Raw genomic sequence first — 19,163 nt, forward strand, 5'->3', positions numbered from 1 at the left:
ACCGCGGGTGTTGTTTCTGTGTGGCCGCGTCGTACCCTGGGTTTTATGGCCGAGTGCAATACCGTTCGAGCCGTCGCCGACCCCGACGTCGTGAACGCCACACTGTCGGCGCCGCAGGCGACGCCGGAGGCTACCGAATACACCGAGATCCTGGAGGCCGAAGACCGGCCCTGGGTGACCGTCGTCTGGGACGACCCGGTGAACCTCATGCATTACGTCACCTACATCTTCCAGAAGCTCTTCGGCTACAGCAAAGCCAAGGCGACCGAGCTGATGCTGCAGGTGCACAACGAGGGCAAGGCCGTGGTGTCGTCGGGTTCGCGCGACAAGATGGAACAGGACGTGCGCCGACTGCACGCCGCCGGACTCTGGGCAACCATGCAGCGCGACGACTGAGCCGCTGGGTACGCTGGCGCTGTGCGCAAGTGGAGCAGGAAGAACTCGCTGAGTGGCCCCAAGCTTCGATCCGAGATGGACGAGCACGAGGCCACCGTCCTGCGTTCCCTGATCGGGGCGGTCTCCGGTCTGCTCAGCGACCGCGCGGCCGAGACACCCGAGGACGAACTGGCCGCGCTCACCGGCCTGCGCACCGGCAACTCCACCCCGCCCGACGACCCGCAGCTGCTGCGCCTGCTGCCCGATTTCCACCGCGCCGAGCCCGGTTCCCCCGACGCCAAGCGCGCCGATCTCAACAGTGCCCTGCGCAGCCTGCACGAGCCCGAGATCATCGACGCGAAACTGGCCGCGGGCCGGGCCGTGCTCGACAGCTGTCCCGAGACCGGCGGCAAGATCGTGCTCACCCCGGAGCAGGCCGATGCCTGGCTGGCCGCGCTGACCGATGTCCGCCTTGCGCTGGGCACCCTGCTCGACATCGACGACGAGACCCCCGATCACTTCGATCCGAGCGATCCGCGCGCCCCGCATCTCGACGTCTACCACTGGTTGACCTGGATGCAGGATTCGATGCTGCAGGCCCTCGCGCCCTGACCAGCTGATCGAGAGGCGAGACGATGCGCAGCACGCCAGGAAAACGGAACTCGATCACCGACGTCGCCGGTGTGCTGGTCGGGCACCATCACGTCCTCGACGCCGAAGTCGCCCTCGGCACCGGCGCCGCCACCGGCAGCACGGTCGTGCGTGTCCCCGGCGGCGCGACCGCCTCGGTCGACGTGCGCGGTGGCGGGCCCGGCACCAGGGAGACCGACCTGCTCGACCCGGCCAACACGGTCCGGCAGGTGCACTCGGTACTGCTCACCGGCGGCAGCGCATACGGACTGGCCGCCGCCGACGGCGTGATGCGCTGGCTGGAGGAACACGGCGAGGGCATCCCGATGGATCCGGCCGACCCGGGCAAGGTGGTCCCGATCGTGCCGGGCGCGGTGATCTTCGACCTGCCGCTCGGGGCATGGGACATCCGGCCCGATACCGAGTTCGGGTACCGCGCGGCCGCCGCGGCCGACGTCGAGTTCGCCCGCGGCACGGCGGGGGCGGGCGTCGGTGCGCAGGCGGGTTCGCTCAAGGGCGGAATCGGTTCGGCGAGCGTGGTTCTCGGAGACGGACCCGGCGCCGGAGTCACCGTCGGCGCCCTGATCGTGGCCAACCCGGTCGGTTCGGTGGCCGACCCGCGCACCGGCCTGCTGTGGGGCGCGGGCACCGACGGCCCCGATTTCTTCGGGCTGCGGCACGGCACCCCGGCCGAACTGGCGGCGCTCGCGACCCTCCCAGCCAAGAGCACCCAGCTCAACACCACGATCGGCGTGATCGCCACCGACGCCGCCCTCGACCCGGTCGGCTGCCGCAGGCTCGCCGCCACCGCACACGACGGTCTGGCCCGCGCCATCCGCCCGGTGCACTCCCCGCTCGACGGCGACACCCTGTTCGCGCTCGCGACCGGCACGGTCGAGGTCGCACCGCTGCCACTGCCGCCCGCCTTCCCCGGCGACCTCATGCTGCTCGACCAACTGTGTACCGCCGCCGCGGTGGTGGTCGAACGCGCCGTCGTCGACGCCATCCGCAACGCCACCGCCATCGCCGGAATCCCCGCCTACCACGACCTTTTCCCGCGCTGACCCGCTCAGCTCACCGGTGCTCCGGCCGTCCCGGCGACCGACCCGCGGGGACCGGGATGCACGTCCGGCGGAATAGCCGAATAGGGTGGGTCGTTGTCGAGGTTGGTGCTCGACAGCACGAACGCAGGATGTGGAAAGGGTCGACAAGTGCTGGTGATCAGGGCCGATCTCGTTGACGCGATGGTGGCGCACGCCCGCGCCGACCACCCCGACGAGGCCTGCGGGATCATCGCCGGACCCGAGGGCAGCGACCGGCCGGAACGCTTCGTGGCCATGGTCAACGCCGAACGCTCGCCCACCTTCTACCGGTTCGACTCCGGTGAACAGCTGCGGGTGTGGCGCGCGATGGACGACGCCGACGAGGTGCCGGTCGTGGTCTACCACTCGCACACCGCCACCGAGGCCTACCCCAGCCGCACCGACGTCTCCTACGCCGCCGAACCGGACGCGCACTACGTGCTGGTCTCCACCCGCGACCCGCACGAGCACGAACTGCGCAGCTACCGCATCGTCGACGGCGAGGTCACCGAGGAACCGGTGCGCATCGTCGAGTCCTACTGAACCCCCAGATCACCACCCCGACCGAGGAGTCCCCATGCCGGTAACCGTGTCCATTCCGACCATCATGCGTGGTCTCACCGGAGGCGAGAAGCGAGTCCAGGGCGAGGGCGCCACCCTGTCCGCGCTAATCGACGACCTCGAGGCCAACCACCCCGGGCTCGCCGAGCGCCTGCTCAAGGACGGCAAGCTCAACCGCTACGTCAACATCTACGTCGACGACGAGGACGTGCGCTTCTCCGGTGGCCTCGACGCCGAGGTGCCCGCGGGCGCGTCGGTCACCATCCTGCCCGCCGTGGCAGGCGGCGCGTAACACCGTGGCCCGCTACGAATCGCTGATCGCGACCCTCGGCAACACCCCGCTCGTCGGCCTGCGCACGCTGTCCCCGCAGTGGGACGGCGAGGATCACGTGCGACTGTGGGCCAAGCTCGAGGACCGCAACCCGACCGGCTCGATCAAGGACCGGCCCGCGCTGCGGATGATCGAACAGGCCGAGGCCGACGGCCTGCTCACCCCCGGCTGCACGATCCTGGAGCCGACCAGCGGCAACACCGGGATCTCGCTGGCCATGGCCGCCAAGCTCAAGGGCTACCGGCTGGTGTGCGTGATGCCGGAGAACACCTCGGTGGAGCGACGTCAGCTGCTCACCATGTTCGGCGCCGAGATCATCGATTCCCCCGCCGCCGGTGGCTCGAATCAGGCTGTGGCGCTGGCCAAGCAGATCGCGGCCGAGAATCCGGACTGGGTGATGCTGTATCAATACGGCAACCCGGCCAACGCGCTCGCGCACTACGAGACCACCGGCCCCGAACTGCTGGCCGACCTGCCCGAGATCACCCACTTCGTCGCCGGGCTCGGCACCACCGGCACCCTGATGGGCACCGGCCGGTACCTGCGCGAGAAGGTGCCCGGCATCGAGATCGTGGCGGCCGAACCGCGCTACGGCGAGCTGGTCTACGGCCTGCGCAACATCGACGAGGGCTTCATTCCCGAGCTCTACGACGAGCAGGTGCTCACCACCCGCTTCTCCGTCGGCCCCTACGACGCGGTCAAGCGCACCAGGGAACTGGTCGGTGAGGAAGGGATCTTCGCCGGGATCTCCACCGGCGCGATCCTGCACGCCGCGCTCGGCATCGCCAAGAAGGCGCACAAGGCCGGTAAACGCGCCGACATCGCCTTCGTCGTCGCCGACGGCGGCTGGAAATACCTCTCGACCGGCGCCTACGACGGCACCCTCGACGAGGCCGAGGAGAAGCTGGACGGCCAGCTCTGGGCCTGAGTCCCGGTGCGAGCCCGGTGCGCCAAGTACTCTCGATAGCGCGAGGTTCTCGCGGCTAGGAGGGTGTCATGACCGGCGGCTCGGGGCTGGGACCATCGTTCGATCCGGCACGGATCGGCAGACCAGGCGGACAGGACGTCCCCGTGCGCGGGGCCAAGCAGACCTGGCTCACGGCGGGCGCGGTGATCGTCACGTTCACCGCGCTGCTGTATCTGATCGAGGGCATCGACGCGATCCTCTCGCGCGACCGCCCGGACTGGGCGGGCGGCGAACTGGACGCGGCGGGAATCGCGCCGCGCTCGGTGGACGGGCTCGACGGCATCCTGTGGGCGCCGTTCCTGCACGGCGGCTGGGACCATCTGTTCGCCAACACCCTGCCGCTGCTGATCCTGGGATTCCTCGTGCTCGCCTCGGGGATCGCCCGCGGTCTCGCGGCGACGGCGATCATCTGGATCGTGGCCGGTGTCGGCACCTGGCTCATCGCCTCCTCGGGCAGCGTGCACATCGGCGCCTCCTCGCTGGTGTTCGGCTGGCTCACCTATCTGATCTGTCGCGGCTGGTTCGCCCGCAACGGCATCGAGATCCTGATCGGGCTGGTGATCCTGGTTTTCTACGGCTCGATGCTGTGGGGAGTGCTGCCCAGCGACCCCCGAATTTCTTGGCAGGGGCATCTTTTCGGGGCGGTGGGTGGAGTGCTCGCGGGCTGGGTACTCTCTGGTGATGAACGTCGACGCCGCCGTGGAGCATCGGTCGGCCGCGCACCAACTACGCGGTAGCCGGGGATCCGGTCTGGAAAATGGGGGGATCCTGCAGTGAGCACCAGCACGTCGTGGCAGCATGGGGGCATGCGCCTTACCGTCCTCGGGTGCTCGGGCAGCGTGTCCGGCCCGGACAGCCCAGCGTCGGGCTACCTGCTGACGGGCCCGGATATGCGGCCGATCGTCATCGACTTCGGGCCCGGCGTGTTCGGCGCGTTGCAGAAGCACATGAACCCCGCCGACGTCGACATCTTCCTCACCCACCTGCACGCGGATCACTGCCTCGATCTGCCCGCCCTGCTGGTGTGGCGGCGCTACCACCCCAACCCACCGACCGGCCACGCGCTCGTGCGCGGCCCGTCCGACGCGCCGCTGCGCATCGGCAACGCCTCCGCCGAGGTCGGCGGTGAGACCGACGACTGGTCCGACGTGATCGACGCCCAGCCGTGGGCCGAGGGCGTCGCCGTCCCGTTCGGCCCCGGCCACACCGTCGAGGCCCGGCGCATGTTCCACCCGCCGGAGTCCTACGGCCTGCGGATCACCGCCGCCGACGGCCGCGTCTTCGTCTACACCGGCGACACCGCCATGTGCGATGCCGTGGTCGACCTGGCCCAGGGTGCCGATGTCCTGATGTCGGAAGCCTCCTGGACCCACGACCCCGCCAATCGCCCACCCGGCATTCATCTTTCGGGTACCGAGGCGGGCGAGATCGCGACCCGCGCCGGCGCGAAAGAACTCCTGCTCACCCACATCCCCCCGTGGACTTCGCGCGAAGACGTGATCGCGGAGGCGAAGGCGGCCTTCTCCGGGCCCGTCCATGCCGTCTCCCCAGGGGAAACCTTCGACCTGTAGTCCCGGCATCGGGCGAATCGGTGCTCCGAATACACTCACTCGTGTGTCGAGACGAGCCGATGGCAGGGCGGATGACGAACTCCGCGAGGTAAGGATCACCCGGGGCTTCACCGCGCATCCCGCGGGATCGGTGCTGGTCGAGTTCGGGCAGACCAGGGTGATGTGCACGGCCAGCGTCACCGAGGGGGTGCCGCCGTGGCGTCGCGATTCGGGGCTCGGCTGGCTCACCGCCGAGTACGCGATGCTGCCCGCCGCCACCCACACCCGGAGCGGCCGCGAGTCGGTCAAGGGCAAGGTCGGCGGCCGCACCCAGGAGATCAGCAGGCTGATCGGGCGTTCGCTGCGGGCCTGTATCGACCTGGCCGCGCTCGGCGAGAACACCATCGCGCTGGACTGCGATGTGCTGCAGGCCGACGGCGGTACCCGCACCGCCGCGATCACCGGCGCCTACGTCGCGCTCTCCGACGCGGTGACCTACCTGGCCGCCGCGGGCAAACTCGCTGACCCGCAGCCGATTTCGTGCATGATCGCCGCGGTGAGCGTCGGCGTGGTCGACGGCAGGGTCCGGCTGGACCTGCCCTATGAGGAGGACTCGCGCGCCGAGGTCGACATGAACGTCGTCGCCACCGACACCGGCACCCTGGTCGAGATCCAGGGCACCGGCGAGGGCGCCACCTTCCCGCGCTCCACCCTGGACAAACTGCTGGATTCGGCGCTGGCCGGGTGTGAGCAGCTGTTCGCCGTCCAGAAGGAAGCCCTCGCGCTGCCCTATCCCGGCGTGCTGCCCGAACCGGCGGGCAAGAAGTAGCGATGACCGTGCGCGTGCTCGTCGCCAGCCGAAATGCCAAGAAGCTGAAGGAACTCCGCCGCATCCTCGACGAGGCCGGGGTCGCCGGAATCGAATTGGTGAGCCTGAACGAGGTACCGCCCTACGAGGAGGCGCCCGAAACCGGCGCCACCTTCGAGGAGAACGCCGTCGCCAAGGCGCGCGACGGCGCGGTCGCCACCGGATTGCCCTGTGTGGCAGACGATTCCGGCATCGAAGTGGACGCGCTGAACGGCATGCCCGGCGTGCTCTCCGCGCGCTGGGCGGGCGTCCACGGCGACGACGCCGCGAACAACGCCCTGCTCCTGGCCCAGCTCGGTGACGTCCCCGACGAGCGCCGCGGCGCCAGCTTCGTCTCCACCTGCGCCCTCGTCCTCCCCGACGGCACCGCCACCGTGGTCCGCGGCGAATGGCCCGGCACCATCGCCCGCGAACCCGCCGGCGAGGGCGGCTTCGGCTACGACCCGCTCTTCCACCCCGACGGCGGCCCCGTCAGCGCCGCCGAACTCACCCCCGCAGAGAAGGACGCCGCCTCCCACCGCGGCCGCGCCCTCACCCAGCTCATCCCCACCCTCGCCGCCCTGGCCTGATCGGCGGTCCAGAACGACGAACGCCGCCGGTCCGGGATTCCCGGGCGGCGGCGTTCGGTGTATCGGCGGTCAGAGGTTGTACTGCTCCTTGACGTCCTTGGCATTGCGGTGCTCCACGAAGAAGGAGAGCAGCGGGATGGTGCCGGCGAGGAGGGTGCCGACGGTGCGGCCGATCGGCCAGCGGACCTTGACCGCGAGGTCGGCGGTGACCAGCAGGTAGGCGAAGTAGACCCAGCCGTGCACGACCGCGACCCAGCTCGGGGTGTCGGCGCCGAAGCCGTACTTGGCGATCATCTCGACGGTCAGCAGCAGCAGCCACAGGCCGGTGAACCAGGCCAGGGCGCGGTAGCGCAGCAGGGCCGAGGCGATCTTGGCGGTGTCGGGCGCGGTCTTCTCGAGCGACGGTGCGGTGGTGTTCTCGTCGGTGGTCACCCGGCGTTCCTCTCAGGGGTCGGCAGACCGGCCGTGCGGACCTGCGCATCGATGTCGCTGGCGTGCAGGTGCGCCAGGTACTGGTTGTAGGCGGCCGTCTCCGGATCGTCGGCGGGCGCGGCCTTCGGTCGTTCCGGCAGGATGCCCGCGGGAATCTCGCGCGGCGCCTCCGCCTTGCGTTCGCGCGGGTTCCGCGGCTGCTCGGCCTCGCGTTCCAGCCGCACGAACCGGACGTAGGCGAACACCGCGAACGCGGCGAACAGCGGCCACTGCATGGCGTAGCCGAGATTGCGCCCGGAACCCGAGGTCGACTCGAACTGCTCCCACTGCCACCAGGCCAGCGCCAGACAGCCCAGCGCGACGACGATGACCAGCACGATCAGAGCCGGTCGGTTGTGCGCCGGGCGGTGTGGTGATGCGGACACGCGCTCCACGGTACCCGCCTACTACACGCGACGTAGGACCAGGTCGCGAGCTCAGAACTTGTAGGTGATCCCGGTCATCCGCTCCGATTCCTCCCACAGCCTGCGCAGCAGTTCCGGATCGCGCGAGATCTTGCTCGACGGGCAAGCCTCGACCGGGCCCTGCGACTGCATCCACCGGTTGGGACCCCAGTAGACGGTGGGATCGGCGTCCGGTTCGGTGGCGGCGAACAGGGTGGAGTGCGCGGCCTTGTGCGGCGGATGGCCGATGAGCTTGATGAACGGCTTGCTCACCCGGTCGATCGGGGTCTCGGTGCGCGCGAACAGGTCGGTGGCCGAGACGCCGGGGTGCACGGCGTAGGACTTCTTGGCCGAGCCTGCCTCGGTGAGCCTGCGCTGCAGTTCGCGGCCGAACATCAGATTGGCGAGCTTGGCCTGGGCGTAGGCGAGATTGCGCTGGTAGCGGCGGTTCTCGTAGTTGAGGTCGTCGATCCACAGCTTGGGGGTCTGCTTGTGGGCGATGCTGGCGATCGAGACCACCCGATCGCCGATGCGGTCGAGCAGCAGCGCGGTGAGCGCGAAGTGGCCGAGGTGGTTGACGCCGAACTGGGTCTCGAACCCGTCGGCGGTGCGGGAGAACGGGATGTTCATCAGGCCCGCGTTGTTGATCAGCACATCGAATTCGCCCTGCTGTTCGGCGAACGCGCGCACCGAGGCCAGGTCGGCGAGGTCGAGCGCGGCCACCCGCACGTCGCCGGGGATGGCGTCGGCGATCGGCTGTGCCTTGGCGGCGTTGCGGCAGGCCATGATCACGGTGGCGCCCTTGCCCGCCAGCACCTTCGTGGTCTCGGCGCCGAGGCCGCCATTGGCCCCGGTGATCACGAAGGTGCGCCCGCTCTGGTCCGCGATGTCAGTTGGTTTCCATGCCATGCACCGACCTTACTCCGGAGTAAGATAGGAGGGAAGTGGTCAGCCCAGCAGTCCTGCCAGCGTACGGGCGCAGCCGGGCCTGCGCAGCTTCGTCATCGCCTTCGCCTCGATCTGGCGGGCCCGCTCGCGCGAGACGCCGAGCGCGGACCCGACCTCCTCGAGCGTGCGGCCCTCGCCGCGGTCGAGACCGAAGCGCAGGCGGATGACGGCGGCCTCGCGCTCGGACAGCACCGCCATCGCGGTATCGACATAACCGCGCAGCATGCGCCCTGCGACCACTTCGGCCGGGGCGGGCGCGGCATCCGGGAGCAGGGCGCCCAGCTCGGTGTCCGCGCCGACCGGCGCGTGCAGCGAGACCGGTTCGGCCTCGTAGCCGAGCATGGCCTCGACCTGCGGCACCGTCAGTTCCGCGGCGGCCGCCAGCTCCTCGGTCGTGGCCGCGCGACCCAGCTGATGGGCGAGCTCGCGCCGCACGCGGACCACCCGGTACAGGACCTCGGCCACGTTCGACGGCAGCCGGATGGTGCGGCCCTGATCGCTGAGCGCGCGCCCGATCGACTGCCGGATCCAGTACGTCGCGTAGGTGGAGAGCTTGATGCCGCGCCGGTGGTCGAACTTCTCGACCGCCCTGATCAGGCCGAGCGTGCCCTCCTGGATCAGGTCCAGCAGGGACATGCCGGTGTTGGTCGGGAACCGGCGCGCGATCGAGACGACCAGGCGCAGATTCGCCCGCACCATCTGGTCTTTCGCGCGCGATCCGTCGAGTGCGGTGCGCCGCAGGAGTTCTCGGCGATCCGCGGTGAGCTCACCGCCCGCCTCGGTGAGCTGGGTGTGTGCCTCGGTCCCGGCGGCGATGCGGGCGCCGAGGGCGTATTCCTGCTCGGCGGTCAGCAGGGGAGTGCGGCCGATGGCGGTCAGGTAGTCGCGAATGGGATCGGTGGTGACGGTCAAGAGGACTCCCGTTCGGTCGTGGTGTGAACACAAACTTATGCTCGACATAAAAATATGTCAAGAACAAATTTGGGACGAGTTCAGATATGCTGGTCGCCATGACGACGCAGCAGGGGCTCCGGGCCAGGAAGAAGCAGCAGACGAGGGAACACATCTCGCACCGGGCGACCGAACTGTTCCTGGAACGCGGCTTCGACCGGGTCACCATCGCCGAGGTGGCCGCCGCCGCCGACGTCGCCAAGATGACCGTCACCAACTACTTCCCGCGCAAGGAAGACCTCGCCCTCGACCTGGGCGCGGTCTTCACCGAGCAACTCGCCGCGGTGGTCCGCGACCGCGCGCCGGGCCAGTCGGCGCTGGCCGCGCTCCGCGAGGCGTACCTGTCGGCGGTGGCCGCGCAGGACCAGGTGATCGGCTTCAGCGGTGCGTCGTTCGCGAAGATGATCACCGACAGCCCCGCCCTGGTGACGCGGCTGCGCGACTTCCACGACGACCGCCAGGCGGCACTGGCCCGCGCGCTGGCCGCCGAGACCGGCGCCGCCGACGACGACATCACCCCGCGCGTCGCCGCGGCCCAGCTCGCCGGTGTGCACCGGGTGCTGTTCGACGAGATCATGGCCCGCACCCTCGCCGGCGAATCCGGCGACGAGATCGCCGCCGCGCTGACCATCGCCGCCACCACCGCCTTCGACGCACTCGCTCCCGGCCTGGCCGACTACGCCGTGCGCTGACACATCGGCGGCGATTGCTGCCGTGTCACTGGGGGTCCCGGTACGACCCGAACGCCCATACTGGGCCAATGCCGGATGGTGTTGCTGTAGACGAGCCCGCCGCGCCGATGAGCAAGGCCAAGATCAACATAATCTTCGCCACGGTCGTTCTCGGCATGCTCATGGCCGCCCTCGATCAGACCATCGTCTCGGCCGCGCTGCCCTCGATCGTCGCCGATCTCGGCAGCGCCGGGCACATGGCCTGGGTGGTGACCGCGTATCTGCTCGCCGAGGCCGTCGCGACCGTGCTCGCGGGCAAACTCGGTGACCTGTTCGGCCGCAAACTGCTGTTCCAGCTCAGCGGGATCATCTTCATCGCGGGCTCGGCGCTGGCCGGGGTGGCCAACGGCATGGTCGTGCTCATCATCGCCCGCGGCATCCAGGGCATCGGCGCGGGCGGCTTGATGGTCACCTCGATGGCGCTGATCGCCGACACCATCCCGCTGCGCGAACGCGGCAAGTATCAGGGCGCGCTCGGCGCGGTGTTCGGCGTGACCACCGTCATCGGCCCCACCCTGGGCGGGCTGTTCACCGATCACGCGAGCTGGCGCTGGTGCTTCTACGTCAATGTGCCGCTGGCGATCCTCATGGTGCTGATGGCGGCGCGCACGCTGCCGAAGGTGCGTTCGGTGGCCCGGCCGGTGATCGACTACCTCGGCATCGGCCTGATCGCCATCGGTGTCTCGGCGCTGATCCTGGCCCTCGAGTTCGGTGGCAACGAGTATCCGTGGGGCTCCTGGCAGATCATCGGGCTGTTCCTGCTCGCGGTGGCGTTGATCTTCGCCTTCGTTCGCGTCGAGCTTCGGGCGAAGGAACCGATGCTCCCGATGCGGTTGTTCAGCAGCCGGGTGTTCACCGTGTCGTCGGTGCTCAGCTTCATCGTCGGCTTCGCCATGCTCGGCTCGATGACCTATCTGCCCGCGTATCTGCAGTACGTCGACGGGGAGACCGCGACGCTCTCGGGCGTACGAACCCTGCCGCTGGTCGTCGGGCTGTTCGTCACCTCGATCTTCTCCGGGCAGGTGGTCGGCCGGACCGGGCAGTACCGGTACTTCCCGATCGTCGGCATGGCGGTGATGGCGGTCGGCCTCGCCCTGATGTCGACGATGGGCGCGGCCACCAGCGTGTGGCTGGAATCGCTGTACATGCTCATCCTCGGCGCCGGGCTCGGATTGTCGATGCAGGTGCTGACCATCGTCGTGCAGAACACCGTGCCCTACGCCGACCTCGGCACCGCGACCTCGGGCGTCACCTTCTTCCGCACCCTGGGCAGCGCCTTCGGCACCGCGGTCTTCGGCACGCTCTACAGCAACGAGAGCAAGACGGCACTGGCCGAGGCGCTGCGGGAGTCGCCGGGAGTTTCCCCGGAAGCGGCGGCGGATCCGAAGCTGCTGCGGGAACTGCCGCCGGAGCAGGCCGCGCCCCTGGTCGACGCCTACGCGACCTCGATCGATCACGTGTTCCGCTGGGTCGTCCCGGTGGCGGTGATCGGCTTCGTCGTCGCCTGGTTCCTGCCGCAGGTGCGCCTGCGCGACAGCGCCCGCCACGGCGCCGCCGATATCGGCGAGGGCTTCTCGATGCCCGATTCCGACGACCGGGTGGTGCAGCTGGAACGCGCGGTCGCCGCGACCGTGCGCAAGGCCAGGGCGCAGAAACCGCTCATCCCCGAACTCATCGCGGCCTCGGGGAGCACGCTGAGCCCGGATGCCGCGTGGGCGCTGGGCCAGGTGTATCTGCACCAGAAGGAGGGCGTCCCGGCCAAGGTGCACAGCATCGCCTACCGGCACCGGCTGCCCGTGGAGGTCCTCTCGCCGATCTTCCGGCAGGGCGCCGAGTCGGGTCTGCTGCACGACGACGGCGGCACCCTGACGCTGACCGAGCGCGGCAACACCGAGGTCGACCTGTTGCGGGCGGGCTGGCGCCGCTGGCTGGGCGACCGCCTCGACGACTGGAATTCCGACGATCCCGTCGACCGGGCACTGCTCGACGAGGCGCTGTCGAACATCGCGGGCAAGCTGCTCGATCAGGGCGCTGATAGCGCCGAGGTATCGAAGGCCTGAGGTCGCACCGTCCAGCCCGCTGGAAACACCTTGCCGCCGAATACTCGCAGACGTATTTTCGTAGACGAGTAAGGAGGTGGTCGTGGCTACCAAGCGCAAGGTGAACAACCTGCTGGCGCTGGCCGTGCTGTCGGTGATCGTGCAGCGTCCGATGCACCGCTACGAGATCGCCACCGCCCTGCGGGCACACGGCAAAGACCAGGACATGGACATCAAGTGGGGTTCGCTCTACACCGTCGTCCAGAACATGGCCAAGGCCGGTTTCCTCGAGGTCGTCGGCAGCGAGCGCGCCGGCGCGCGTCCCGAACGCGTGATCTACCGGATCACCGACGCGGGCCGCGCCGAGATGGCCGACTGGACCAGGGAACTGCTCGCCTCGCCCGAACCCGAGCACCGCCGGTTCACCGCGGGCCTCTCGGTGCTCGCCGTGCTCCCACCGGCGGAGGTGATCGAGCTGCTCGGCGTCCGGATCGCCGCGCTGGACCGGATCATCGACACGACGAGACAAGAGATGGACGCGCTGGCGGGCACCCTGCCCCGGCTGTTCCTGATCGAGACCGAATACGGCCTGGCGATGCTGGTGGCCGAGGCCGAGTGGGCGCGCTCGCTGCGCGCGGAACTGCGGGCGGGCACCTTCGACGGCCTCGACACCTGGCGGCAGTGGCATGCCGACGGCATGCCGACCGATCGGATTCCCGAGCTCGGCGAAAGGGGGAACGACCAGCTCCCGCGATAGACCCCGGACCCGGTGGTGTGCGGCAACACCCCACCGAGTCCGAGTAACCGTCCCGAAAACCGTGTTCACACGCATGCGCACCCGGTCACGAGGCTGGCAACCACAGGATAGCTGGGTGGCGCACCGTTCAGATCTGGAGATCACCCATGTCCATCACCCGTTCCGCCCTGGTCATCGGCGGCGGCATCGCCGGACCCGTCGTCGCCACCGCCCTGCGCAAGGCGGGGATCGAATCCCACGTGTACGAGGCCTATTCCGGGCCGTCCGACGGCATCGGCTCCGGGCTCGCCCTCGCCCCCAACGGTGTCGCCGCGCTCGACATCATCGACGCCGGTGACGCCGTGCGCCGGATCGCGTTGCCGGTCGCCCACATGCGACTCGCGGTCGGCGGTCGCGAACACATCCTGCCGGTCCTGGCCGATCAGCCGCCGCTGCAGGCCGTCGACCGCGGCGAACTGCACCGCACGCTGCACGATCACGCGGTCGCCGCCGGGGTGCCGTTCCACTACGACCAGCGGCTGGTGCGCGTCGATGAGCACGCCGACGGCGTCACCGCCCACTTCGCCGACGGGTCCACCGCGACCGCCGACATCCTGATCGGCGCGGACGGAATCCGTTCCACCGTGCGCGGTCTCATCGATCCCGCGGCGCCGGGCCCCGGCTACACCGGCATGCTCGGATTCGGCGCGCGGCTCGACTACGAGCTGGACCTGCCCGACGACACGATGGTCTTCGCCTTCGGCAGCAACGCCTACTACCTGTACTGGAAGGAGGCCGAAGGGCGGGTGACCTGGGGCGCGAATCTGCCCAGCAAGCAGTACTTCTCGCTGACCGAGGCCCGCGCGGTCCCGGCCGAACACTGGCTGCGGATCCTGCGCGAGACCTACGGGCCCGACACCCCCGGCGGCGAGTTCGCCCGGCGCACCACCGCGGCGAACCTGGAAACCACCGGCGCGCTGCACATCATGCCGCCGGTCCCGCACTGGTACCGGGATCGGCTGGTGCTGGTGGGGGATTCGGTGCACGCACCGTCCAACAGCTCCGGCCAGGGCGCCTCGCTGGCGATCGAGAGCGCCGTGCAACTGGCCCGCTGCCTGCGCGATTTCGCCACGCCCACCGAGGCTTTCGCCGCCTACGAGCGCCTGCGGCGTGACCGTGTCGAAGGGATCGCGGCGCGCGCGGCCAAGATCAACCACAGCAAGACGCCCGGCCCGTTCGCCCGCAAGTTGATGAACGCGCTGATGCCGTTGATGGTGAAGACGGTGATGAATCCGGAGAAGACGATGGGCGCCGAACGCCGCTACCGCATCGATTGGGACGCGCCGGTCCAGCGCGAATTGGCCGTACTCACTCGGTGATCCGGGCCCGAGCCCAGCCGAAGACGGTGACGCACACCGTCACCCAGAGCAGGCCGATCAACCACCCCGCCAGCACATCGGTACTCCAGTGCACACCGAGGTAGACCCGTGACAGGCCGACGGCGATCGCGAACAGCACGGCGATCACCGCGGCGGTCCGGCGAACCCAGCGTCGGCGCACGTGGGGGAGCACGGTGAGCGCGACGATCCCGACCACCGCGGTGGTGCCGAGGGTGTGCCCCGACGGGTAGGACAGGCTCGGTTCGACGACCAGGCGGGTGAGCTCGGGCGGACGCTGCCGGTCGACCAGGGGCTTGATCACCCGGACCAGCACCCCGGCGCCCAGGGAGGTGACGCCGACCAGCACCGCGGTGCGCGGGGCACCGCGCAGGACGAAGCCGATCACGACGATCACCGCGAGCACTGTCATCGACAGGGTGTCGCCCAGGTCGGTGATCACCTCGGTCACCGTCGTGAGGGGTTCGCCGCGGTGCGCGATCATCCAGTCCAGGATGCGCTGGTCGATCACGGTGATACCGGTATCGGCGCACACCTGCCAGGTGAGTGCGATGACCACGGCGGTGAGCGCCGCGATCAGTCCCGCCGCACGCGGCAGCTGTCGTCCCAGCCCGGACCACGCGACATCGTCGGGCGGGGGTCGTCGAGTGGCAATCGGCATGGCTTCCAGATTGCCAGCTCGCCGGTTCAGGCCTCGAACACCACCGTGTTCCCGGCGACATCGCGCGTGCCCTGGTCCTTCTTGATGGCTTTGACCAGCTCGTCGAGGCCGGTCCAGGTGCGCGGGGGCTCGGCGTCGATGTTGCCGATGGTGTACCAGGTGTCGGTGCCGCGGTAGCGGACGAGCCCGTGGCCCTCGTCGTCGAGCATGACGTCGAGGTCGCCGGACACCGTCCCTTCCTCTTCGGTCATGACGGCACTGTGTGCGGTGATCTCGATGTACTCGCTTATTTGAACTCTCCTCGGCGGAGGCAGTCGTCGACTGCGGTGCGCAACGCGGTGTGCTCGGCGGAATCGATCGTCAGTGCGTACTTTACTTTCACTTTCACGTAGTGCTCCACATAGGCGCACCGGAAGTTGCCGGGTGGCAGGTAGTTCGCCGGGTCCAGGTCACCCTTGGAACGGTTGGCCGAGGGGTCGGCGGCGACCAGGTTCAGCGAGTCGTTGGCGATGCGGCGGCGGGTGTCGGTGTCGCGGTCGGCGGCGCCGGAGCGCCAGGCCTCGGCCAGCGGGACGATGTGTTCGGCGTCGACCTTGGACGGATCGGTCATGAACTTGTACGGATTGAGCTCACCGGTCTTGCGGTCGATGAACCCGTAGTGATCCTGCCAGCCCGCACCGTCGGGCACGTTCAGATCGCAGGTCTTGGGATCGAGGGTGACCTCGCCGGTCGCGTCGCGCAGCATCATCACGTCCCGGCTGGTGCATTTGGCGTACTGGGTGAGGTCGCCGCCGAACCCGTGCTCGGGCTTGTTGGTGTCCCAGTGCGGGAACTTCTCGCGGTCGTAGCCCGTCATCGGGCCTTCCTTCGCGACGACGAGCGTCGCGACCAGATCGGCGATCTCCTTGCCCGAGACCGTCACCGCGCTCGCCGAGCCGGGGCCGGGGGCCGTCGGACTCACCTTGTCCAGCAACGAGTTCGCGACGGTGAGCGCCACCGCGAACACCACCGCCGCGGCGACGGCGAGCAGGGTGCGCCCGATCCGAGAGCCGCTGATCGTGGACCACTTCATGCCCGTACCACCCACATGCCTTCGTCGAAAATGAACCGGCACAACCTAACGGCCGTACCGGATGTCGTAAGTGATTGTCCGCTATGAGCTTCCGCACATGGTAGGGCAATCCGGTTGCGGCTCAATAGCGTCCACCTATCGACGGAGGTGGACCATGGCGGGGCCGCGCAAACGAAAGGTGACCTACATCACCGCGACGATGTCGCTCAGTCCGGTAGCGAACCGGTCTCCGGCGGAATTCCGGTGTCCAGGAAGCGGATCAGCCGTGCGATCCGGGCGGCGTGTTCGACGCAGCGCTGGAATTGACTGCCCAGCAAGGCCAGATCGATCGCGGTGCCGGTGTCCACGTCGGCACCGGGTGCGGTGAGGGTGGTGTGCAACCGGGCGCACAGTGCCGCGACGGCGTCGCTGTCGGTGTCGTCGTCGGTGACGAAACGGCCGGTCGCGACCGCGGCGCCGACCCGGGCGACGCACTCGGCGGCCAGCGTGCCGAGCGCTACCAGCGCGGCGACCACCGGTGCGGGCGCGACCGGCCGGGGATGGGCGCGATACACGTACTGGCCTGCGGTTTCGGTGCGCCTGCCGATTCGGGAGAGCTCGCCGGCGATCTGGATCGCGGTCACCACGTGCCGCAGATCGCGCGCGACCGGTGCCTGCAGCGCCAGCAGTGCCATGGTGCGGGACTCGCAGGCGGCGAACATCTGCTGTAGTCGCTCGTCGAGTGCGAAGACCTCATAGGTGGCCGCCAGGTCCGCCCCGGCCACCGCCTCGGTGATCCGCTCGGTCGCGTCGTGGGCCAGGCGCGACATCAGGGTGAGATCGTTCGACAGTCCGACGAGCTCGAGGGTGAACTGGGTCCGCACGCGCTGAATTGTTCCCCATCGGGGCGGTGCGAGTGAATCCATCGGCGGATCTGTCCGCCGGCGAAGAGGGTGGATCGGCGGCGGTGTCGCGGATCACACAAGTCGGGTAGCTGTCATGGAAATGGCGGAAAAGCGACGAGGGTCACCACCCGGAAATTTTGTTGTGACGCAGAGTACCGGTTAGCTTGCTGGCGTGACCCACTCCATGTCCCGCGCTTCGCGAGCGGGCCGGGGGCATCGCTGATGTCCACCGACTTACATTCCGCGAAGCCGGATTCCGCCGCCCAGATCGTCCGCAAGAACTTCACCGACACCGTGGTGTCGTCGTTGCGGACCTTCGGCCGCGCGGTCGACCTCGCACAGGAGTCGGTCACCGGCACCGTCGCCGATGTCGCCCGCCGCCAGTTCCAATGGCGCGAAACCCTGATCCAGGCCTGGCGCCTGATCACGGTCACCGCGATCCCGGCCGTGCTGATGGCGATCCCGTTCGGCGTGATCGTCTCGGTCCAGGTCGGCAACCTGATCCACAGCCTCGGCGCCGACTCCATGCTCGGCGCGACCGGCGGCCTCGGCGTGATCAAACAGGGCGCGCCGATCGCCACCGGCTTCCTGTTGGGCGGCGCGGGCGCCGCGGCCATCGCGGCCGACCTCGGCGCGCGCACCATCCGCGAGGAGATCGATGCGCTGAACACCATGGGCATCAGCCCGGTGCACCGCCTGGTCATCCCGCGGATGATGGCGATGCTGATCGTCGCCCCCATGCTCAATGTGCTGATCATCTTCGTGGGCGTGCTGGCCGGCTACGCGGTCGCCGTCGGCGGTCAGGGCGTGACGCCGGGCAGCTACTGGTCGACCTTCGGTTCGTTCGCCACCGCCGGTGACGTGTGGGTCTCGCTGCTCAAGGCCCTGATCTTCGGCTTCCTCGTCGTCGTCATCTCCTGCCAGCGCGGCCTCGAGGCCAAGGGCGGACCGCGCGGCGTGGCCGACGCGGTGAACGCGGCCGTGGTGCTCTCGGTGGTCTCGATCGCCATCGTGAACCTGCTGGCCACCCAGATCAGCGCCATGTTCCTGCCGACGAAGCTGGCGTGATGGCTGCTTCCTCCTATCTCCCCACTTCACTGCACTGGCTGCGCAGGCCCGCCCGGCTCGGCAAGCGGATCGGCTCGGCCGGTGAATCGCTCGGCTTCGTCGCGGTGTTCGTCTGGCAGGTGCTGTCCTCGATCCCGCTGACGCTGCGCCGCTATCGCACCGAGACGCTGCGCGCGGTCACCGACATGACCTGGGGCCGCGGCTCGATCATCGTCGGCGGCGGCACCGTGCCGATGATGATCGTGCTCGGCCTGGTGATGGGCGCCTCGGTCGGCGTGGAATCGTTCGCCTCCCTCGACATGCTCGGCATGGGCCCGGTGACCGGCGTGATCTCGGCCTACGCCACCACCCGCGAGCTGGCCCCGATCGCCGCGGCCATCGGCTTCGCCGCCCAGGCGGGCTGCCGGATCACCGCCGAGATCGGCTCGATGCGCATCTCCGAGGAGATCGACGCGATCGAGGCGCTCGGCCTGCGCTCGGTGCCGTTCGTGGTCACCACCCGCGTCATCGCGGGCGCCATCGCCATCGTGCCGACCTTCCTGATCGCGCTGATCCTGTCCTACGGCGCCTGCCGCGGCCTGCTCACGATGGTCTACGGACAGTCGGCCGGCGTCTACGACCACTACTTCTTCCAGTTCATCTCCGGGTTCGACATGATCGCCGCGGTCATCAAGGTCGCCGTGTTCGGCATCGTGGTGATCCTGGTGCACAGCTTCTTCGGGTTCTTCGCCACCGGCGGCCCCGAGGGCGTCGGCATCGCCTCCGGCCGCGCGGTGCGGGCCAGCTCGGTGGCCATCGTCGCCATCGACATGGTGCTGTCGATCATGCTCTGGGGCTTCAACTCGGCGATCAGTTTTACGGGGTGAGC

General features: G+C 69.2%; 24 protein-coding genes. 16 read left to right on the forward strand and 8 right to left on the reverse strand.

Annotation, left to right across the window (positions count from 1 at the left end; translation table 11 throughout):
* Positions 1-45 precede the first annotated feature (45 nt).
* The 10 genes from clpS (at position 46) to rdgB (ending at position 6,933) form a co-directional block, all read left to right on the forward strand.
* Positions 46-396, forward strand: coding sequence for an ATP-dependent Clp protease adapter ClpS (gene clpS, locus ACFVVM_RS31510; protein ID WP_071929878.1), 351 nt, complete (start codon positions 46-48; stop codon positions 394-396).
* A gap of 21 nt (positions 397-417) precedes the next feature.
* Positions 418-987 carry a DUF2017 domain-containing protein gene (locus ACFVVM_RS31515; RefSeq protein WP_387625759.1) on the forward strand — a complete coding sequence of 190 codons (570 nt, stop codon included), beginning with the start codon at positions 418-420 and terminating at the stop codon, positions 985-987.
* Between the two features lie 23 nt (positions 988-1,010).
* A complete protein-coding gene (locus tag ACFVVM_RS31520) occupies positions 1,011-2,069 on the forward strand; it encodes a P1 family peptidase (protein WP_387625761.1) in 1,059 nt (352 codons plus the stop codon).
* A gap of 147 nt (positions 2,070-2,216) precedes the next feature.
* Positions 2,217-2,630 carry a Mov34/MPN/PAD-1 family protein gene (locus tag ACFVVM_RS31525; protein WP_387625763.1) on the forward strand — a complete coding sequence of 138 codons (414 nt, stop codon included), beginning with the start codon at positions 2,217-2,219 and terminating at the stop codon, positions 2,628-2,630.
* Positions 2,631-2,664: 34 nt separating this feature from the next.
* On the forward strand, positions 2,665-2,940 hold the full coding sequence (locus ACFVVM_RS31530) for a MoaD/ThiS family protein (RefSeq protein ID WP_387625765.1): 276 nt from the start codon (positions 2,665-2,667) through the stop codon (positions 2,938-2,940).
* A 4-nt stretch (positions 2,941-2,944) separates the two neighbouring features.
* Positions 2,945-3,907, forward strand: coding sequence for a PLP-dependent cysteine synthase family protein (locus tag ACFVVM_RS31535; protein ID WP_387625767.1), 963 nt, complete (start codon positions 2,945-2,947; stop codon positions 3,905-3,907).
* A gap of 68 nt (positions 3,908-3,975) precedes the next feature.
* On the forward strand, positions 3,976-4,683 hold the full coding sequence (locus tag ACFVVM_RS31540; protein WP_387625769.1) for a rhomboid family intramembrane serine protease: 708 nt from the start codon (positions 3,976-3,978) through the stop codon (positions 4,681-4,683).
* Positions 4,684-4,752: 69 nt separating this feature from the next.
* Complete coding sequence (locus tag ACFVVM_RS31545; RefSeq protein WP_387625771.1) at positions 4,753-5,517, forward strand: cyclic nucleotide-degrading phosphodiesterase; 765 nt, start codon at positions 4,753-4,755, stop codon at positions 5,515-5,517.
* Between the two features lie 43 nt (positions 5,518-5,560).
* Entirely contained in the window at positions 5,561-6,325 is a 765-nt protein-coding gene (gene rph / locus ACFVVM_RS31550) for a ribonuclease PH (protein ID WP_302872397.1), read from the forward strand.
* A gap of 2 nt (positions 6,326-6,327) precedes the next feature.
* On the forward strand, positions 6,328-6,933 hold the full coding sequence (gene rdgB, locus ACFVVM_RS31555) for an RdgB/HAM1 family non-canonical purine NTP pyrophosphatase (RefSeq protein ID WP_387625774.1): 606 nt from the start codon (positions 6,328-6,330) through the stop codon (positions 6,931-6,933).
* 69 nt (positions 6,934-7,002) lie between these two features.
* On the opposite strand, the gene ACFVVM_RS31560 is transcribed toward rdgB, so the two are convergent.
* The 4 genes from ACFVVM_RS31560 to ACFVVM_RS31575 are packed head-to-tail and all read right to left on the reverse strand — an operon-like array spanning position 7,003 to position 9,668.
* On the reverse strand, positions 7,003-7,365 hold the full coding sequence (locus ACFVVM_RS31560; RefSeq protein ID WP_387625776.1) for a DUF3817 domain-containing protein: 363 nt from the start codon (positions 7,363-7,365) through the stop codon (positions 7,003-7,005).
* On the reverse strand, positions 7,362-7,790 hold the full coding sequence (locus tag ACFVVM_RS31565; RefSeq protein WP_387625778.1) for a transcriptional regulator: 429 nt from the start codon (positions 7,788-7,790) through the stop codon (positions 7,362-7,364). The genes ACFVVM_RS31560 and ACFVVM_RS31565 overlap by 4 nt, the downstream gene beginning before the upstream one ends.
* A gap of 51 nt (positions 7,791-7,841) precedes the next feature.
* A complete protein-coding gene (locus ACFVVM_RS31570; RefSeq protein WP_387625780.1) occupies positions 7,842-8,717 on the reverse strand; it encodes an oxidoreductase in 876 nt (291 codons plus the stop codon).
* A gap of 39 nt (positions 8,718-8,756) precedes the next feature.
* Entirely contained in the window at positions 8,757-9,668 is a 912-nt protein-coding gene (locus tag ACFVVM_RS31575; RefSeq protein WP_387625782.1) for an RNA polymerase sigma factor RpoD/SigA, read from the reverse strand.
* Between the two features lie 98 nt (positions 9,669-9,766).
* Here ACFVVM_RS31575 and ACFVVM_RS31580 point away from each other — a divergent pair, with 98 nt between their 5' ends.
* The 4 genes from ACFVVM_RS31580 (at position 9,767) to ACFVVM_RS31595 (ending at position 14,592) form a co-directional block, all read left to right on the forward strand.
* The gene (locus ACFVVM_RS31580; protein ID WP_387625784.1) at positions 9,767-10,399 is read left to right on the forward strand and encodes a TetR/AcrR family transcriptional regulator; all 633 of its coding nucleotides are present in this window, start codon (positions 9,767-9,769) and stop codon (positions 10,397-10,399) included.
* A 68-nt stretch (positions 10,400-10,467) separates the two neighbouring features.
* Positions 10,468-12,498 (forward strand): MDR family MFS transporter, encoded by a 2,031-nt coding sequence (locus ACFVVM_RS31585; RefSeq protein WP_387625786.1) that lies wholly within the window; start codon positions 10,468-10,470, stop codon positions 12,496-12,498.
* A gap of 82 nt (positions 12,499-12,580) precedes the next feature.
* On the forward strand, positions 12,581-13,234 hold the full coding sequence (locus ACFVVM_RS31590; RefSeq protein WP_387625788.1) for a PadR family transcriptional regulator: 654 nt from the start codon (positions 12,581-12,583) through the stop codon (positions 13,232-13,234).
* Positions 13,235-13,380: 146 nt separating this feature from the next.
* Positions 13,381-14,592: an FAD-dependent oxidoreductase gene (locus ACFVVM_RS31595; protein WP_387625790.1), complete on the forward strand. Its 1,212-nt coding sequence runs from the start codon at positions 13,381-13,383 to the stop codon at positions 14,590-14,592.
* On the opposite strand, the gene ACFVVM_RS31600 is transcribed toward ACFVVM_RS31595, so the two are convergent.
* The 4 genes from ACFVVM_RS31600 to ACFVVM_RS31615 all read right to left on the reverse strand — a co-directional run bounded on the left by ACFVVM_RS31600 (position 14,582) and on the right by ACFVVM_RS31615 (position 17,206).
* Positions 14,582-15,271, reverse strand: a complete 690-nt coding sequence (locus ACFVVM_RS31600) for a phosphatase PAP2 family protein (protein ID WP_387625792.1) — start codon at positions 15,269-15,271, stop codon at positions 14,582-14,584. The genes ACFVVM_RS31595 and ACFVVM_RS31600 overlap by 11 nt on opposite strands.
* Positions 15,272-15,297: 26 nt before the next feature.
* On the reverse strand, positions 15,298-15,522 hold the full coding sequence (locus tag ACFVVM_RS31605; protein ID WP_387625794.1) for a hypothetical protein: 225 nt from the start codon (positions 15,520-15,522) through the stop codon (positions 15,298-15,300).
* 35 nt (positions 15,523-15,557) lie between these two features.
* Positions 15,558-16,343 carry an HNH endonuclease family protein gene (locus ACFVVM_RS31610; RefSeq protein WP_387625796.1) on the reverse strand — a complete coding sequence of 262 codons (786 nt, stop codon included), beginning with the start codon at positions 16,341-16,343 and terminating at the stop codon, positions 15,558-15,560.
* Positions 16,344-16,549: 206 nt separating this feature from the next.
* Complete coding sequence (locus tag ACFVVM_RS31615; protein WP_387625798.1) at positions 16,550-17,206, reverse strand: phosphate uptake regulator PhoU; 657 nt, start codon at positions 17,204-17,206, stop codon at positions 16,550-16,552.
* A gap of 243 nt (positions 17,207-17,449) precedes the next feature.
* Here ACFVVM_RS31615 and ACFVVM_RS31620 point away from each other — a divergent pair, with 243 nt between their 5' ends.
* Both ACFVVM_RS31620 and ACFVVM_RS31625 read left to right on the forward strand, forming a co-directional pair.
* A complete protein-coding gene (locus ACFVVM_RS31620) occupies positions 17,450-18,295 on the forward strand; it encodes an MlaE family ABC transporter permease (RefSeq protein WP_387625800.1) in 846 nt (281 codons plus the stop codon).
* Entirely contained in the window at positions 18,295-19,161 is an 867-nt protein-coding gene (locus ACFVVM_RS31625) for an MlaE family ABC transporter permease (RefSeq protein WP_387625802.1), read from the forward strand. Before ACFVVM_RS31620 ends, ACFVVM_RS31625 begins: the two co-directional genes overlap by 1 nt.
* The last annotated feature ends 2 nt before the right edge of the window (positions 19,162-19,163 follow it).

Source organism: Nocardia sp. NPDC058176 (assembly GCF_042883805.1).
Lineage (GTDB): Bacteria > Actinomycetota > Actinomycetes > Mycobacteriales > Mycobacteriaceae > Nocardia.